This is a genomic window from Actinomycetota bacterium (assembly GCA_019347575.1).
GTDB lineage: Bacteria > Actinomycetota > Nitriliruptoria > Nitriliruptorales > Nitriliruptoraceae > JAHWKY01.
Genome location: JAHWKY010000019.1, coordinates 1 through 16,815, shown reverse-complemented (window position 1 = coordinate 16,815; position 16,815 = coordinate 1). Strand labels below are relative to the sequence as shown.

Genomic DNA, 16,815 nt, shown 5'->3' with positions numbered 1-16,815 from the left:
GAACCAGGCGGTGAGGAGTCAGCGGATGGCAGGCCGGTTGGAAGGCAAGGTCGCGCTGATCTCGGGCGGGGCGCGCGGCATCGGCGCCTCGGCAGCCGAGCGGTTCATCGAGGAAGGTGCCCGCGTCGTGATCGGGGACGTCCTCGAAAAGGACGGTCACCGCATCGCGGAGCGGTTGGGCGACGCGTGCACGTTCGCCCCGCTCGACGTGACCGACCTGGCCGCCTGGGAGGCGGCGGTCGCCACCGCCGAGCAGACCTACGCACTGCTCGACGTGCTCGTCAACAACGCTGGGATCCTGAGGTTCGGCTCCATCGAGAACATGGACCCCGACGAGTACCGGACGGTGATCGAGGTCAACCAGCTCGGCGTCTGGCTCGGGATGAAGGCCGCCCTGCCCGCCATGAAGCGAGCAGGCGGTGGCTCGATCATCAACTCGTCGTCGGTCGAAGGGCTGGGTGGCATGCCCTACCTGTCCGCCTACGCGGCGTCGAAGTTCGCGGTGCGGGGCATGACGAAGTCGGCCGCGCTCGAGTTCGCGCGCTACGGGATCCGGGTCAACTCGATCCATCCGGGCGCGATCGAGACCCCGATGGTCGCGGGCGCGTCGGAGAACCTGGGCGAGGTCGACCTGACGCCCATCGGGAAGATGGTCCCGATGCAGCGCATGGGTCAGCCCGCCGAGATAGCCAACCTGATGCTCTTCCTCGCCTCGGACGAGTCGAGCTACGCGACCGGCGCGGAGTTCGTGTTCGACGGCGGTGCGACGTGCACCTCGGGGTTCGGACACGGCAGCTGAGGGCGCCGGTCCGCGCCGCCAGGGGCCTGTTCACATCCGGCGTGTGCTCCCGGCGCTACGCGCCGGTCCGCGCCGCCGGCGTCGCGCGCTACTCGCCACCCTCGTACTTGAACGAGACGTTGACCTTGGCGCGGTAGGCCTTCACCACGCCGTTCTCGAGCGTCATGTCGAGCTCGGTCACCTCGGCGACGCGAAGGTCACGCAGCGATTCGTTCGCGCGAGCCACCGCGGCCGCGGCAGCCTTCTCCCAGGACTCGGTGCTGGTCCCGACGAGCTCGATGACCTTGTAGACGCTCTCCGCCATTGTGGCACTCCGTGTGGTTGGGGTGGCCCGGACTCTGTCCGCCGGGGAGCCCGCCGTCAAGCCCTGCGTGCTGCCGCTCCGCTACTCGAGCACGTGACGAACAACTGGAACGTGTTCTAGTATCACGGGTCCACGGCCCGGGAGTGCGCGTGCGCATCGACCTCGACGACGAGCAGCGCGCGCTGCGCGACGAGCTGCGGGCCTACTTCCAGGCCCTGGTGACCTCGGAGCTTCACGACGAGGTCGCCGTGGGCGAGTTCGGCGGAGGGCCACAGTCCACGGCCGCACTCCGCCAACTCGCAGCCGACGGATGGATCGGGATCGGCTGGCCCACCGAGTACGGCGGGCAGGCCAGGTCCGCGATCGAGCAGTGGATCTTCTTCGACGAGGCCATGCGCGCCGGCCTGCCCATCCCGTTCCTGACGATCAACAGCATCGGCCCCTCGATCCAGACGTTCGGGTCGCAGGAGCAGAAGGACCACTTCCTCCCACGGATCCTGCGCGGCGAGTGCATCTTCGCGATCGGGTACACCGAGCCCGAGGCCGGGACGGACCTCGGCAGCCTCACGACCCGCGCCGTCGTCGAGGGCGATGAGCTGATCATCAACGGGCAGAAGATCTTCACCTCGTTGACCGATCACGCCGACTACATCTGGCTCGCGTGCCGGACCGACCCGGACGCCTCGAAGCACCAGGGCATCTCGATCGTGATCGTCCCCACGGACGCCGATGGCTTCAGCTACACGCCCATCGAGGTGATGGGCGACGCGCGGACCTTTATGACCTACTACGAGGACGTCCGCGTGCCGTTGAGCAACGTCGTCGGAGGTCTGAACGAGGGCTGGAAGTGCATCGTGCACCAGCTCAACTTCGAGCGCGTCTCCCTCGCCACCCCTGGGATGCTCGAGAAGAACTACGTCGACGTGCGCGAGTGGGCCAAGGACACCAAGCTCGCCGACGGGCGCCGGGTGATCGATCAGGAGTGGGTCCGCCTCCTGCTCGGCAAGGTCCACGCCAAGCTCGACGCGCTGCGCCTCATCAACTGGAAGGTCGCATGGGGCGTGACACAGGAGGTCGTCAACGTCGAGGAGTCCTCGGCGACCAAGGTCTACGGCACCGAGATGTACTGCGAGTGCTACGGCTACCTCATGGAGGTCATGGGCAGTGCCGGCTCACTGAAGCGCGGCTCGCCCGGCGCGGTCATCTCCGGACGGGTCGAGCGGGCCTACCGAGGCTCGCTGATCCTCACCTTCGGAGGCGGCACCAACGAGATCCAGCGCGACCTGATCGCCATCTTCGGACTGAAGATGCCGCGATCGCTGCGCTGAGGAGGCTGCCGTGGACTTCGCCCTGACCGAGGAACAGCAGGCGCTCGCGGAGGTGGCCCGCTCCGTGCTGTCGGACCGTTGCACCCACGGACACTTGAAGGAGCTCGAGTCGCGGGAAGGCTCGGTCTACGACGCCGACCTGTGGCGCGCGCTCGCGGAGGGTGGAGTCGTCGGGGCGGTCGTGCCCGAGGAGCACGGTGGCAGCGGGCTGGGGCTGCTGTCCCTGCTCGGGGTCTTCGAGGAGGCTGGCCGCCACGTCGCCCCTCTACCGCTCATGCCGACGATCGTCGGGGCGGCAGCGCTCGCGCGCTTCGGCAGTCCCGAGCAGCGGTCGGCGTGGCTGCCCGGGGTCGTGTCGGGGGAGACGCTCCTCGCGGTTGCGCTGGAGGAGGTGGGCAACGACGACCTGCACGCCCCGTCGGTGCGAGCCGAGCGCGACGGCGACTCGTGGCACCTCCACGGCCGCAAGACGCTGGTGCCCTACGGGGCGGAGGCCGATCGCGCGATCGTCTCGGCCGTGAGCGCGGCCGGCCCGGCGCTTCTGCTCGCGGCGCCGACCGACGTCACCCCGCAACTCACCACGAACCGTCAGCCGCACGCCGAGGTGATCTTCGAGGCGACGCCGGCGGAGCTGCTCGTCGAAGGCGTGGAGGCGGTGCGGTGGGTCGCCGAGCGGGGGGCGGCCGTCCTGTGCGCCATCCAGGCGGGTGTGTGCGAGGGCGCGCTGCGGATGACCGCCGAGTACACGTCGAACCGGCGCCAGTTCGACAAGCCGATCGCCGAGTTCCAGGCCGTCGCGCAGCGCGCGGCCGACGCGTTCGTCGACACCGAGATGGTGCGACTGACCGCGTGGCAGGCGCTGTACCGGCTCGACGCCGAGCTCGACAGCGCGGCTGCGGTGCACACCGCCAAGTTCTGGGCCGGCGACGGAGCGATGCGCGTCGTCCACGCCGCCCAGCACCTGCACGGCGGGATCGGCGTCGACCTCGACTACCCCCTCCACCGCTACTTCGTGTGGGCCAAGCAGCTCGAGCACACGCTCGGGACGCCCACGCGCGAACTCATCCGACTCGGCGCGGTCCTGGCCGAGTGAACCCACCCTGACGGAGGTGCCGCCGTGGAGTACCAGCTCAGCGAGTTGTTCGAGTCGATCGTCGACCACATCCCCGACCGCACCGCGCTCGTGTGCGCCGACGCGGACGGCGAGGTGACGAGCCGCCGCACGTACCGCGAGCTCGACGAGCGAGCGAACCAGCTCGCGCACGCGCTGTCGGCCGCGGGGATCGGGAAGGGCGACCACGTCGGCTGCCACATCACCAACGGCCACGAGTACGTCGAGATGATGCTCGCCTGCTTCAAGATCTCGGCGGTCCCGGTCAACGTCAACTACCGCTACGTCGAGGGCGAGCTGCGCTACCTGTACGACAACGCCGACCTCAAGGGCCTGCTCTTCGGGGGGCAGTTCGCGCAGCGCGTGTCCGCCGTCGCCGACGACATCGACACCCTCGAGCTGTTCATCGTCTCGGGAGAGCCCGACGGGGACGTGCCCGATGGCACACGTGAGTACGAGGCGTTCCTGGCCGGTGGTTCGTCCGAGCGCGACTTCACCGGCCGCTCCGGCGATGACATCTGGCTCCTGTACACCGGCGGCACCACGGGGATGCCGAAGGGCGTCATGTGGCGCCACGAGGACGTGTTCTTCGCGGGCATGGGCGGCGGCAACCCCGTGGCGGAGCCGGTCAGCTCGCCTGAGGAGCTGCACACCCGCATCGACAACTCCGAGGGCGCGTTCCAGCTCGCGATGTTCGCGGCGCCGCCGCTGATGCACGGCGCCGCCCAGCTCGGGACGTTCATCGGCTTCTGGGGCGGCAGCAAGGTCTGCCTCATCGAGAAGTACTCTGGTCACGGAGCGCTGACGCTGATCCGGAACGAGGGGGTCAACACGATCTCGCTCGTCGGCGACGCGATGGCCGTCCCGCTCATCGAAGCGCTCGCGGAGGGCGACTACGACACCTCGTCGCTGTTCGTGATCTCGAGCGCCGGGGCGATCCTGTCCAAGACCGTCCGGGAACGGCTCAACGAGGCCATCCCGAGCGGCAACATCCTCGACAGCTTCGGCTCGTCCGAGACCGGCTACAGCGGCTCGGAGGCGGAGGGCTCAAGCCCCGACGAGGGCCTCAAGTTCAACGTCACCGAGCGGACGGCGGTCATCACCGACGACCACCGCGTCGTCGACCCCGGCTCGGACGACATCGGACGTGTGGCGCAGCGCGGCCACATCCCGCTCGGCTACTACAACGACGAGGACAAGACCGCCGAGACCTTCCCGGTCATCGACGACGAGCGTTGGGTCCTCACCGGCGACTACGCCACCGTCGACACGGACGGGGTGATCCACGTCATGGGGCGCGGGTCGGTCTGCATCAACTCCGGCGGGGAGAAGATCTACCCAGAGGAGGTCGAGGCGGCGCTCAAGGCCCACCCCGCGATCGTGGACGCGATCGTCGCGGGGATCCCCGACGAGACTTGGGGCGAGCGGGTCGGGGCGGTCGTGCAGGTCTCCTCCGGGCAGCAGGCGCCGTCGCCGGAGGACATCGAAGCCCACCTGGCCGACCGGGTCGCGCGGTACAAGGTCCCGCGCGCGCTCGCGATCGTCGACGAGGTGGTCCGGTCACCCGCGGGCAAGCCCGATTACAAGTGGGCCCGTGCGGTCCTCGCCGAGGCGTGATCAGCGCACGAGAAGGCGGACGGCGACCTCGAGTTCGTCGCTGAGTTCGCGGGCGGTGAGCCGCCCCGAGAGCCACGACAGGATGTAGGCCCACCACACGTTCTCGATGACCCGTGCGACCGCCGCGTCGTCGTCGCGGGTGGGACGGTCGGGGCCGCGGAGCGCGTGCGTGACGGCTGCGGTGAAGACGTCGCTGACGCGTTCCACGTCTGCGGCCGCGCTCGCGTCGGCGAACATCAGCGCCCGCATCATCGCGTCGGCGAGCGCCTGCTCGCGGCGCAGGGTCCGCATCGCGCGGCTGAGCAGGTTCAGCACACGATCCGCAGCCGTCGACCCCGGCACCGATTGCTTCGTGATCTGCTCGGTCATATCGGCCACGAGCTGGTGCAGGACGTTGACGAGCAGCTGGACCTTCGACGGGAAGTAGCGGTAGAGGGTCCCCAGCGCGACCTCGGCGCGGTCAGCGACGTCACGCATCTGCACGCCCTCGTAGCCACCTTCGACGGCCAGCTCGGTGGCCGCCTCGAGGATGCGCTCACGGCGCTCTCGCTGCGTGTCGTTGAGCTCGTCCGGGGCGATGCCCGTCGCGACATCCGATGCCATCGAGACCCCTCACGCTGTGAACTGGAACACGTTCTAGCACAGCCTCCGGACGGCGCCTACGCTCGGCGGTGGCGAAGGAGGGCGGGTGAAGACCGACAGCGCCCCGACGTACCGGATCCTCGATCGCGACGTGACCCTCCCCGTCGAGGTCCGTCACGCACGTGCGGCGATGGCGACGTTCCTGGTGAGGTCGCGAGCGGCCCAGAGCCTGCTCCCCACCGACGACCTCGAGGTGGCGACGGCCCTCCCGGGTCGCACGCCGCTGCTCATCGGTGTCATCGACTACGACGACAACGACCTCGGCGACTACCTCGAGGTCTCGATCCTGCTGTTCGTCCGCCCTCGAGACCAGCCCCGCGGCGTCCCCGTCGTCTCCGACGCCTACCGCATGCTCCGAGGCAGGCTCGGCACCTACATCCTGGCCCTGCCCGTCGATCAGGAGTTCACGTGCGAGGCGGGGCGGCGGATCTGGGGTTTCCCCAAGTCGGTCGAGGACATCTCGTTCGAGCGCCGCGACGGGCACGCCGTTGGCCGTCTCGACATGGACGGTCGACACGTGCTGACGCTGACGGTCCGGACCGGCGGATCGAGGACGCTGCGACCGCAGACCATCACGACCTACACCCAACTCGACGGGAAGTTGCACCGCACGCGAGCGGAACAGGCGGGGCGGGGCGTCGGCATCCGGCTGGGCGGGGCGAGTATCGAACTCGGCGACCACCCGCTCGCGGCGTCGCTGCGGACGCTGGGTCTGCCCAGGCGCCCGCTGCTGTCGATGTGGTTCGAGCACTTCAACGGCACGTTCGGTCCCGCTGAGAGGATCGGCTGAGCGTCAGGCCGGATGCTCGTAGCCACTCGGCAGGGCCAGGTGAGGCAGAGCCGCTTGCAGGACGAGGCGCGCGATGAACCTCCGGGTGCTCGGTCCGAAGACCGGTGCGAGCGCTTCCTCGGCCGCGGCGAGCGCGTTGTCGAGATCCGTGAGGTCCATGGCCGCGCCTCCATCCGTCGTTACTCCCACGGTCTCCGTCCGTGGTGCTCCCACGTTCGGTGACGACTGCTCACCTCACCGTCGGCTCACCCCTTCCTTCCGACCGGTACCTCGAGGCCAACCCTGGCCGCGTGGCCGGGCCAGAACGGCGAGTATGGCCGCGCCGCCACCCGCGACCACCGTCGAACGACCACCCCCGGTGGCGGGCAGCGGTGCTCTCAGCTCGTGGTCGGAGACCGGCGTCGGTGGGCGCTCCCGATCCGGCGTCGGCTGCTCTCCGGCGAACGCGTCGACCGCAGGAGCAGCCAGTCGCTCGTACGCGGCCTGCCACACCTCGGGCGAGTTGATGATGCCGAGGTGCGCCGTCAGCAGCGCCCCGTCGTAGCGGCCCTGACCGGTGAACTCCACGACCTCGGCGCCGTCCAGCCAGGCGCTGCGCGAGAAGTCCTCGGGTTCTCCCCGACGGTTCTGCGCCGGTACCGGCGGCAGCGTGCCGTCCTGCTCGTCGATGTACACGAAGCTCACGTCCGCGTTCACGAAGGCGACGTAGGTGGTCTGGCCGGGAGTCTCGTCTCCGGCGTTGAGTGTGGTCAGGAAGGGCGTGTCGCCGGCGCCGTACTCGACGCAGATGGCGCTGTCGGGGGTGAACCCCCCGAGGGCGGGCGCCTGCCAGAAGTTGCGGGGGTCGGGCGAGCAGTTGAGGATGCCGTGGTTGGGGCCGTCGACCCCGACGAGGGTGCGGACGAGGTGGTAGGCGTCGTCCTGCCGCATCCACTCGCGCGTGAGCGTCGTGCCCAGACTGTGACCGACGATGTCCACCTGTTCCGCGCCCGTGTAGTCGAGGACCGCCGCGACGAACGCTCGTAGGTCCGGGACGTTGGCGACGGTCGAGTGCGTCGGGCCCGACTTGATGGTGGGATCGACGAGCTGGTCGCACTGTTCGCCCTGGTAGCCCAGCCCCCACAGCTCACCCGGGGTGTAGCCGCGTTCGAGGAAGTACTGCGCCATGTTGACGATGTAGCCGAACGCTCCGTTGCAGTCGGTGGGGTAGGGCGTGTCGTTGTTGCCGTGGAGGAAGATGACCGGCGTGCGCGTGACCGCACCGACGTCCGATCCGAACCCGATGACGGGCACGCCGAGGGAGTTGTCGATGATGACGGGGAAGTCGTCGGGGAAGCCGGGCGTGATGGTCGCCCCGTCCTGCGCCCGTGCCTGGCTGCCCAGAGACAGCACGAGGAGCACTCCCGCCGCGACCGTCCACCGCGCCACCGTGGTCCCCTTCGCCCGCGAACCTGACAGGTCGTTCAGGTTGCGGCAGCCTAGCCCGTCAGCAGGAGCTCGGGGCGCCGACCGCGAGACCGTCGCGGTCCGTGCGGGTGCAGGCCTCGCCGACGTGTGGGTGCGGACGGTGGTGCCAGCCGGGGGGACGGCTCAGGTCAACATGCAGCGGGATCCGCGGTGAGGAAGGCGCGGAGTCGGTCGTAGGCCGCCGTCAGGCTGTCGATCGGCACGTGCTCACCGCGCTGGTGCGCCTGGGACGTCAGCCCGGGCCCGTAGTTCACCGCCGGCACGTCGATCTCGGCGAACCGGGCGATGTCGGTCCAGGCCTACTTGCCGGTCACCTCACCGCCCCCGACGAGCTCGACGAACCGCGCGACGAGGCGATCCGAGGTACGCGGTGGAGCGGGGGCCGCACGGTCGACGATCTCGACCTCGGCACGGCCGTCCACCGTTGCGAGGAGCTCGGCCTCGGCCGTGGCCAGGTCACGCGACGGCGCGAAGCGGTAGTTGAGGTTCACCACGAACCGATCGGGTACCACGTTGCGTGCGTTCTCGGTGCTGGCCTGCGTCGCCGTCCACACGTCGTGGTAGGTGACGCCGTCGACGGTGACCTCCCGCGCGGGGCGCTCGTGGAGCTCGGCGAGGAAGGACCCGGCCTTCGTCAGCGCGTTCTCGCCGGTCCAGGGTCGGGCCGAGTGCGCGGCGCGCCCCGTGAACAACAGCAGCGCGTGGAGGCCGCCGAGACAGCCAGCCTGGACCTCGAGGTCGGTCGGCTCGAGGATGATCGCGAGGGCGAGATCGTGGAGCCACGGGACCTCGGCGAGGACCGTGCGCAGCTCGTTGTGCTCGTCCGGTCCCTCCTCCGCCGCGTAGAGCACGAGCACGAGGTCGTACGGTGACGAGCCAGCGAGGTCGGCGCGGAGCCGTTCACCGACCGCGATCCCCCCCTTCATGTCCGACGCGCCGCGCCCGACGATGACGCCACTCTCGACCCGCGGCTCGCGGTCGTCCTCGGTCGCGGGGACGGTGTCGAGGTGCCCGACGAGCGCGATCGCCGGCCGTCCCGACGGCTCGCCAACGACGACGCTGTTGCCGACGCGCGTGACGCGGTCGGAGCCGTAGGTGGCAGCGACGTGATCGGCGATGGCGGACTCGTCGCCGGTCACCGATGGGATGCGCAGCAGTTCGAGGGTCCGTGCCGTCAGTGCTTCGGCGTCGGCCACCTCAGACCTGCACGTCGAACTCGCGGAGGGCCTCGTTGAGTGACACCTTGCGGTCCGTGGACGCCTTGCGGTGGCCGATGACGATCGCGGCCGAGAGCTGCACCGTGCCGCCCGGGAACTCCTTGGGACGCGTCCCGGGGACGACCACGGCTCGGGCGGGGACGCGGCCGCGGTGCTCGACCGGCTCCGGCCCGGTCACGTCGATGATCGGCGTCGAGGCGGTGATGACGGTGTTGGCGCCGAGGACGGCCTCGGCCTCGACGATGCTGCCCTCCACGACGATGCAGCGTGAGCCGATGAACGCCCCGTCCTCGACGATGACGGGGCGCGCCCCGGGCGGTTCGAGCACGCCACCGATGCCCACCCCTCCGGCGAGGTGCACGTCACGGCCGATCTGCGCGCACGAACCGACGGTCGCCCACGTGTCCACCATCGACCCGGCGCCGACGTAGGCCCCGATGTTCACGTAGCTGGGCATCAGGATGGCTCCGGACTCGATGTGGGCTCCCCAGCGCGCCGTCGCTGGCGGCACGACGCGGACGCCCGCTCGCTCCCAACCGCGTTTCAGCGGGATCTTGTCGCGGTACTCGTAGGGGCCGACCTCGATCGTCTCCATCTCGGCCTGGCGGAACAGCAGCAGGATCGCCTCCTTGAGCCACGTGTTCACACGCCACTCGCCGTCCACGTTCTCGGCCACCCGTACCTCGCCACGGTCGAGCAGGTCGATGGCCTCGTGCACCGCCGAGCGGGCGTCCCCGCCCTTCCACGAGTCGTCGTCGGCGGCGAACGCCGCCTCGATGGTCGCCTTGAGCTGGTCGGTCACCCTGAACCTCCGGTCGCTCCGGAGCGTAGAAGAGGGGGGAGGCTCGACCGCGGGCGCGCTGGGGTCCGACAGGGAGGTAGGCATCGTGAACCGCATGCTCGTCCTCGTGGTCAGCACGAGCGTCGTCGCAGCGCTGTCGGTACCGGGTCCCGTCCGTGCGGACCACCCCGACGCGACCGTGACCATCGGTGCCAACACGGACACCTACACGCCGAAGGATCTCACCGTGGAGGTCGGGACCACCGTGCACTGGGTCAAGGCGGCTGGCAGCAGGAGCCACAACGTCCAAGCGGACGGTGACTCGTTCTCCTCGGGCGCCCCGACGACAGGGTCGATCGACTTCACCCACAAGTTCGACGCTCCGGGCGAGTTCCCATACCACTGCTCCGTCCACGGTGCCGACGGAGGCGTGGGCATGTCCGGAACCGTGTTCGTGACCGACGGGTCGGATCCCGGCGAGCCGCCCGCGCCGATCGCCGACGCTGGCGGGCCCTACGAGGTCGTCGAAGGAGACAGCGTCACCCTCGACGGGCGCGGTAGTCGGGATCCCGAGGAGGGTGGCGCGATCGAGGCCTACGCGTGGGACGTCGATGGTGACGGCAACGCCGACGCCACCGGCGCGACCGTCGTCGTGCCGTTCCCGCAGGAGGGCATCTTCACCGTCACGCTGACCGTCACCGACGACGACGACCAGGACGCGTCCGACGACGCGACCGTGACCGTGACCGACGGAGCCAGCCTGTCGCGGACGGCTGGGGACGACCGCATCCTCACGGCGGTGGCATCGGCACGCCGCGGATGGTCCGAGGCCGAGCACGCCCTGCTCGCGACGGGCTTCGCGTTCCCGGACGCACTCGCGGCGACCGCGCTGGCCGCGAAGCTCGACGCCCCGCTGCTGCTGACGCGGAAGGACGAGCTTCCCAATGAGGTCCTGCAGGCGCTGAGTGATCTCAGGGTCGAGACCGTCTGGATCCTCGGGGGCGTCGCGGCGGTCTCGCAGGCGGTCGAGGACCAGCTGGTCGAGAGCGGCTTCACGGTCCGTCGTCTGGAAGGGGCGGACCGGTTCCAGACCGCACGCGCGGTCGCGCTCGAGGTCGGGGCGAGCCCGGCCGCGGAGGTCGTCGTGGCACTCGGGCAGCACGATGACCCCGCGCGTGACTCGTGGCCGGATGCGCTGTCGGCCGGGTCGCTGTCGGCCGGTCCCGACCGGCTGCCGACGCTGTTGACCCGCAGCGGATCGCTCCCTCAGGTGACCGAGGCGACCCTCGCTCAGCTCGATACACGGAAGGTGTGGCTGCTGGGCGGCACCGCCGCCATCGCGGACGCCGTCGAGACGCGACTCCGACAACTCGGCTACGAGGTGGAGCGGCTCGAGGGGCCCTCCCGGTACGGCACCACCGTCGCAGTGGCGCAGCAGGCTCTGGCGCGGCTCTCCGCTGGTGACGTCCCGCTCGTGTTCGCGACCGGCGCCGACTTCCCGGACGGCCTCACCGCGGGTGCGTACGCCGCCCGGGTCGGCGGCGTCGTGGTGCTCGTGCATCCAGCCGACCTCGCCGGCGGTGCCACCGCGGTCCGCGACTTCATCGTCGACCAGGCGTCACGCTTCGACGTCGGCACCGTCATCGGCGGCACCGCTGCCGTCACGGCGGACGTGTTCGCGGAGCTGCTCGACGCGATGCGTCGGTGACGCCCGAAGGGCCGCAGGCCTCAGCGCAGGCCGTAGAAGAAGCCGTCGCGACTGCCGACGTAGATGCCGCCGTTCCAGACCGCCGGCGTCGACTCGATGCACGCCCCACCCCCGACCGTCACATCCCATAGCGGGGTCGGGGCACGCGGGTCCCGCAGCGACCACGCGAGCAACCCGCCCTCCTCGCACGCCCCGACGATCAGCGTGTCGTCGACGACGACGGGTGAAGACCACTCGTGGTAGCCGATGTCCTGGCGCCACACCACCTCGCCCGTGGCGGTGTCGACGACCAGCAGGTCGCCCGGGTGGGTCGTGGCGTAGAGCAGTCCCTCGTGCAGAGCGGGGGTGCCCCAGATCCCGCCGTCGTCGGGCCCGCCGCCGGGGGGGCGGGGCGGGACCGCCACGCCCCAGACCCGCGGGTCGCCCGCCGTGTAGGGATCGAGCTTGACGAGCTGTCCGACCTCCTCGGCACGGGGCAGGAAGCGCTCGAGCTCGACCGACACGTACAGCATCCCCTCGGCGTCGATGACGATGGAAGCGTCGACGTCGTCGCCGACCCAGTAGTCGAAGACGACCGGAGCCTCGCCCCTGCGGACATCGGCGAGGTCGAGGCCGACGACGCGTCCGCCGGAGTTGGCGAAGTAGACCCGGTCCTCGAACACGGCGACCGAGTTCTCGATCGAGACGTTGCGATCGCCGACGTCCCGGAAGAGCTGGTCGTTCCACCCCTCCACCTCGACGAGCACCTCCGGCGCGACCGTCACCAGCCCGTCGGCGTCGGTGTCACGGTTGAGCTCGATGGCGTAGAACCAGCTGTCCTCGCCGCCTTCGAGCAGCAGCCCGTCGACGATGACGGGGTTGCCGTCCCAGTCGTTGTTCCACACCCGGTTGGGGTTCGCGGGGAGTCGCCACAGCTCGACCGGATCACCGCGGTCCAGTGCCACGATGCGGAGGTTGTCGTCGCGCGAGCCGAAGTAGAGGAGCGGGAACCCGTTCGGATCGAGGGTCACCGAGCCCTTGATCATGTGGCCGGTCTGGAACTTCGCGCGCGTCGCCTCACCGGTCGCGGCATCGACGAAGTGCACCGCCCCGTCGAAGCCCCCGAAGATCACCTCGGTCACGCCATCGGGCCGTTCCCACACGACCGGCTGGCCGGTCCACCCCGTCCCGCACCACAGCTTGGTGACGGGCCGCGTGGTGTCGATGACGTTGCCCTCGGCGTCGGTGGTCTGAACGACCTCCTCGCCGGTCACCTCCTCGGTGCACATGGTCCGATCGGGGTAGCGCCACACCTCCCGAGGCGCGGTCGGGACCGGTCCGGTCCCGTACCAGGTGCGGGTCGGGTTGCCCCGGAACTGCAGCAACCCGGCGATCGTGCCCCAGGGAGAACCGACGGTGGACGCCCCGACCATCCCGCGGTTCTCGGGCATGGGCGAGGTCGTGGGGCTCGCTGCAGGCGACGTCGGTTCCGGGGCCGCGGTTCCCGGGGCGGTCGTCGCGGTCGGCTGCGCCACGACCGGACGCGCGTCGGCCGCCGCGGGGCCGGGACCCGAGGTGCGGACCGCGAGGACGACCAGACCGACCGCGAGCAGCGCTGCGGAGACGACCACGAGGTAGGGACGCTGCGTCACGTCGGGAGCCGTCCGGCGTCGATGGCCTCGCCCCATGACCCTACGGCGTCGCGGCAGGCCTCGACCGTCGGGACGAGCGCCAGACGGATCCACCCCGCTCCGCCGTCCCCGAACGAGCGACCCGGGGACGCGACGATCCGCTCCTTCAGCAACGCTTCGCAGTAGTCGACGTCGTCACCGTTCGGGGCGCGGAACCACACGTAGAAGGTGGCCGCCGATCCGGACACCGTCATGCCGGCCCGGTCGAGGAAGCTCAGGACGACGTCGCGCTTGGCGGCGAACACGGCGCGCCGCTCGTCGACGTGCTCCTGGTCGGCCCACGCGGCCGCCGCTGCGGCCTGCACGAACCCCGGCGGCGCAGCGCCGATGTTGGGTCGCAGCACGCGCAACCGAGCGATCAGTTCCGGGTCGCCGATGACGGCTCCACAGCGGTAGCCGGTCATCCCCGACCGCTTCGACAGCGACACGAACGCGAGGACCCCGGTCAGGTCGTCCCCGCAGGCCTCGAGCACCGATGGGGCGGGCTCGTCGAACCACACCTCCTGGTAGCACTCGTCGGAGCACAGCAGGACGTCGCGATCGCGCGCGACCCCGACCTGATCGGCGAGGTAGGCGCGATCAGCCGCCGCTCCAGTGGGGTTGTGGGGGTAGTTGACCCACGCGATGCACGCACGATCGAGGCGGTCGTGATCGAGCGCCCCGAGGTCGAGCAACCACCCGTCTGCGTGCGTCAGGGTCACCGGGTCGGACTCGCCTCCGGCGAACAGCGCGCCCCGCCCGTAGACCGGGTAGCCGGGGTCCCCCCACAGGACGTGCCGGCGCGATCCGTGCGGATCGATCACCGCCAGCGGCAGGTGGAAGATGGCCTCCTTGCTCCCCGAGGTGGGTAGCACGTGCACGTCCGGGTCGATCGTGACGCCGTGCCGACGCCCTACCCAGCTCGCGATGGCCTCCCGCAGCGCGACACGGCCGGTGGCCGTGGGGTAGCGACTGACCGGTCCGAGATCGTCGACCAGAGCCTGACGGATGAACGAGGGGGTGGGCTCGTCGGGGTCGCCGATGGAGAAGTCGTGCACCGTCGCGCCGCTCGCGCGCAGGTCCTCGGCGAGGTCCTGCAGACGCGCGAGCGGGTAGCCGCCGAGGCGTCGGAGGGCGGGGTTGGAGGTGACCATGGCGGGGGAGGGTACGCGAGCGTCCCGACGGCGCTCGGTAGGTCACCGGAGCGGCGACCTGGGTAGGCTCGCCGCGCTCCGCTCCGAGGCCTGTCTCTGACCGATCGACGAACCCTCCTCGTCCGCATCTCCGGGCGTGACCGGCCCGGGATCACCGCGGGTCTGCTCGAGGCTCTCAGCGGCGGCGACGTCGAGCTCTACGACATGGAGCAGGTCGTCGTGCGACAGCGGCTGACCCTCGACGTGCTGATCAGCATCCCCGAGGGTGACAGCAGGGTGCTGAAGGATCTGCTGTTCTTCGGGTGGGACCGCGATCTCCAGCTCGATTTCGAGGTCGTCGAGGACCGGCCGTCACCGGTCGCGGGACCGCACTGGGCGGTCACGGTCATGGCGAGCCGACTGACGCCCACCGCCCTGCACGCCGTGACCACCGCGATCGCGGACCACGGCGGCAACATCGACCGCATCGTGCGGTTGTCGCGGTACCCCGTCGTCACGTTCGAGTTCATCGTGGCGGGTGGGGACGGGGACGCGATGCGGGCCGCACTGGTCGAGGCCGCGGGGGTCCACCGTGTCGACATCGCCGTCCAGCGAGAGGGCCTCGAGCGTCGCGCCAAGCGCCTCGTCGTGCTGGACGTCGACTCGACCCTGATCGAGGACGAGCTGATCGAGCTGCTCGCCGACGAGGCCGGACGCGCCAACGAGGTCGCCGATCTCACCGAACGAGCGATGACGGGTGAGCTCGACTTCGAGAGCGCCCTCCGCGAGCGCGTCAGGATGCTCGCAGGTCTGGACATCGAAGCGGTGCGACGCGTCAGCGAGCGCGTCCGGCTGACGCCTGGCGCACGCACGTTCATCCGCACGCTCAAGCGACTCGGCTTCCGCATCGGCATCGTCAGCGGAGGTTTCACGCTGTTGACGGACCGGCTCGCGGACGAGCTCGGCCTCGACCACGCCTACGCGAACGAGCTCGAGGTCGAGGACGGCAGGCTCACGGGGGAGATCGTCGGCCCGGTCGTGGACCGCGCCCGGAAGGCCGAGCTGCTGACCGAGATCGCCGCCCGCGAGGGGGTCCCGCTCGAGCAGACCGTCGCGGTGGGCGACGGTGCCAACGACCTCGACATGCTGGCGCGTGCGGGACTGGGCATCGCGTTCAACGCCAAGCCGGTGGTGCGCGAAGCAGCCGACACCGCCGTCTCGGTGCCCTACCTCGATGCGATCCTGTTCGTGCTCGGGATCCGTCGTGACGAGGTGGAAGCTGCCGACGCCGACGACCCGACGGTCACCGGTGACCCGGTCCCGGTGCCCGGTACACCCCCTGCGTGACCTGACTGCCTGCCACTACGCTGAACGCCGTTGCTGGTTGGGGCCACGGCCCGACACCAGCACGGAGGCGAGGGCTAGGAGCTGCACCGTGGCGGATGCATCCTCGGACGAGGACCGCGACGGTGCGGGCCCGGCCGAGCGGCCTCTCGTGGACGTGCAACGGCTGCTCGCCTTCACCGGACGTCTCCGCGCGGTGCATGCGCGCATCGACGTCGCGACGATGTCGGTGGGGCGGCGCAGCGGCTACCAGCGACGTCTCGCGGCCGCCGCCGACACCGGCCAGTCGGATCTGCAGAAGGCTGAGGCGCAGCTCGAACGACTCGAGGCCGACCTCGATCGTCAGCTCAAGGACTGATCCCGTCACTACCCTCGCCCGTCCGCTCAACCGAGGCCTGCCGTGGACCGAGTGACCGTCTTCCACCTCACGCGGGTGCGGCGCCTGCCTCTCATCGAGGAGGAGGGGTTGCGGACCCGCGCGGATCTCAGCGATCGGCTCGGACCTCCCGGCGAGCTCGACCGCGCCGCGCCGGGGGCGTACGCGCACGGCCGCCGGGTGTCTGCCTACCTCGAGCAGCGACACGCCGAGCAGCACGTGGACGAGCACGGACCGGGCCTGGTGAGCTTCACCGTCGACCCCCGCAAGACGCTGGCGGTCCCGTCGCGACACCGCGACGGCGATCCAGCCGCCTACTGGCAGCAGGCCCAGCCCCTGTCCGCCTGGATGGCGGACGGCACACCGCCAGACGACCTCGAGGTCCACGTCAACGTCCCCGTCCGTGCCAAGCACGTGCGCCTGCACGCCCCGCTCGTCCGGGACGAGGATCTTGGCGCGTACGCCCCGCTCGTCGCGGCGGTCGCCGACGACCGCCTCTCCGCCAAGGCGCTGATGCACCTCGCGGTCATCGCTTCCAGCGACGACTTC

At 70.4% G+C, this 16,815-nt stretch carries 17 protein-coding genes; 9 read left to right on the top strand and 8 right to left on the bottom strand.

The features are described 5' to 3' along the window. Positions 1-25 precede the first annotated feature (25 nt). Positions 26-799, top strand: a complete 774-nt coding sequence (locus tag KY469_13645) for a glucose 1-dehydrogenase (protein MBW3664138.1) — start codon at positions 26-28, stop codon at positions 797-799. 88 nt (positions 800-887) lie between these two features. Here the strand turns inward: KY469_13645 and KY469_13640 are convergent, their stop codons facing one another. Next, positions 888-1,103: a dodecin domain-containing protein gene (locus KY469_13640; GenBank protein ID MBW3664137.1), complete on the bottom strand. Its 216-nt coding sequence runs from the start codon at positions 1,101-1,103 to the stop codon at positions 888-890. A 149-nt stretch (positions 1,104-1,252) separates the two neighbouring features. Between KY469_13640 and KY469_13635 the strand changes: the two genes are divergently transcribed. From KY469_13635 to KY469_13625, 3 genes are read left to right on the top strand one after another with little or no spacing between them, the layout of a single operon-like run. Then, positions 1,253-2,431, top strand: coding sequence for an acyl-CoA dehydrogenase family protein (locus KY469_13635; protein ID MBW3664136.1), 1,179 nt, complete (start codon positions 1,253-1,255; stop codon positions 2,429-2,431). Positions 2,432-2,441: 10 nt separating this feature from the next. Next, positions 2,442-3,524, top strand: coding sequence for an acyl-CoA/acyl-ACP dehydrogenase (locus KY469_13630; GenBank protein ID MBW3664135.1), 1,083 nt, complete (start codon positions 2,442-2,444; stop codon positions 3,522-3,524). 24 nt (positions 3,525-3,548) lie between these two features. Next, a complete protein-coding gene (locus KY469_13625; protein ID MBW3664134.1) occupies positions 3,549-5,159 on the top strand; it encodes an acyl-CoA synthetase in 1,611 nt (536 codons plus the stop codon). On the opposite strand, the gene KY469_13620 is transcribed toward KY469_13625, so the two are convergent. After that, positions 5,160-5,762 carry a TetR family transcriptional regulator gene (locus KY469_13620; GenBank protein ID MBW3664133.1) on the bottom strand — a complete coding sequence of 201 codons (603 nt, stop codon included), beginning with the start codon at positions 5,760-5,762 and terminating at the stop codon, positions 5,160-5,162. It lies immediately after the preceding gene. Positions 5,763-5,847: 85 nt separating this feature from the next. Between KY469_13620 and KY469_13615 the strand changes: the two genes are divergently transcribed. Next, positions 5,848-6,591 (top strand): acetoacetate decarboxylase family protein, encoded by a 744-nt coding sequence (locus KY469_13615; protein ID MBW3664132.1) that lies wholly within the window; start codon positions 5,848-5,850, stop codon positions 6,589-6,591. Between the two features lie 3 nt (positions 6,592-6,594). Here KY469_13615 and KY469_13610 read toward each other — a convergent pair whose 3' ends face one another. The 4 genes from KY469_13610 to KY469_13595 form a co-directional block, all read right to left on the bottom strand. Next, positions 6,595-6,750, bottom strand: coding sequence for a hypothetical protein (locus KY469_13610; GenBank protein MBW3664131.1), 156 nt, complete (start codon positions 6,748-6,750; stop codon positions 6,595-6,597). Between the two features lie 75 nt (positions 6,751-6,825). Beyond that, a complete protein-coding gene (locus KY469_13605) occupies positions 6,826-8,019 on the bottom strand; it encodes a hypothetical protein (GenBank protein MBW3664130.1) in 1,194 nt (397 codons plus the stop codon). Positions 8,020-8,357: 338 nt separating this feature from the next. Further along, complete coding sequence (locus tag KY469_13600) at positions 8,358-9,254, bottom strand: M20/M25/M40 family metallo-hydrolase (protein MBW3664129.1); 897 nt, start codon at positions 9,252-9,254, stop codon at positions 8,358-8,360. A 1-nt stretch (position 9,255) separates the two neighbouring features. Next, positions 9,256-10,161: a 2,3,4,5-tetrahydropyridine-2,6-dicarboxylate N-succinyltransferase gene (locus KY469_13595; protein ID MBW3664128.1), complete on the bottom strand. Its 906-nt coding sequence runs from the start codon at positions 10,159-10,161 to the stop codon at positions 9,256-9,258. Between the two features lies 1 nt (position 10,162). Between KY469_13595 and KY469_13590 the strand changes: the two genes are divergently transcribed. Next, positions 10,163-11,764 carry a cell wall-binding repeat-containing protein gene (locus KY469_13590; GenBank protein MBW3664127.1) on the top strand — a complete coding sequence of 534 codons (1,602 nt, stop codon included), beginning with the start codon at positions 10,163-10,165 and terminating at the stop codon, positions 11,762-11,764. 20 nt (positions 11,765-11,784) lie between these two features. Here KY469_13590 and KY469_13585 read toward each other — a convergent pair whose 3' ends face one another. Together KY469_13585 and dapC are read right to left on the bottom strand one after the other, a co-directional pair. Then, positions 11,785-13,395, bottom strand: coding sequence for a PQQ-like beta-propeller repeat protein (locus tag KY469_13585; GenBank protein MBW3664126.1), 1,611 nt, complete (start codon positions 13,393-13,395; stop codon positions 11,785-11,787). Then, a complete protein-coding gene (dapC, locus tag KY469_13580; GenBank protein MBW3664125.1) occupies positions 13,392-14,567 on the bottom strand; it encodes a succinyldiaminopimelate transaminase in 1,176 nt (391 codons plus the stop codon). Before dapC ends, KY469_13585 begins: the two co-directional genes overlap by 4 nt. Before the next feature lie 96 nt (positions 14,568-14,663). On the opposite strand from dapC, the gene serB reads away from it, so the two are divergent. The 3 genes from serB to KY469_13565 all read left to right on the top strand — a co-directional run. Next, the gene (gene serB, locus KY469_13575; protein MBW3664124.1) at positions 14,664-15,893 is read left to right on the top strand and encodes a phosphoserine phosphatase SerB; all 1,230 of its coding nucleotides are present in this window, start codon (positions 14,664-14,666) and stop codon (positions 15,891-15,893) included. 88 nt (positions 15,894-15,981) lie between these two features. Continuing rightward, positions 15,982-16,248, top strand: coding sequence for a hypothetical protein (locus KY469_13570; GenBank protein ID MBW3664123.1), 267 nt, complete (start codon positions 15,982-15,984; stop codon positions 16,246-16,248). A 42-nt stretch (positions 16,249-16,290) separates the two neighbouring features. After that, positions 16,291-16,815 (top strand): hypothetical protein (locus tag KY469_13565; GenBank protein ID MBW3664122.1); only part of this gene is annotated, 525 nt, incomplete at its 3' end.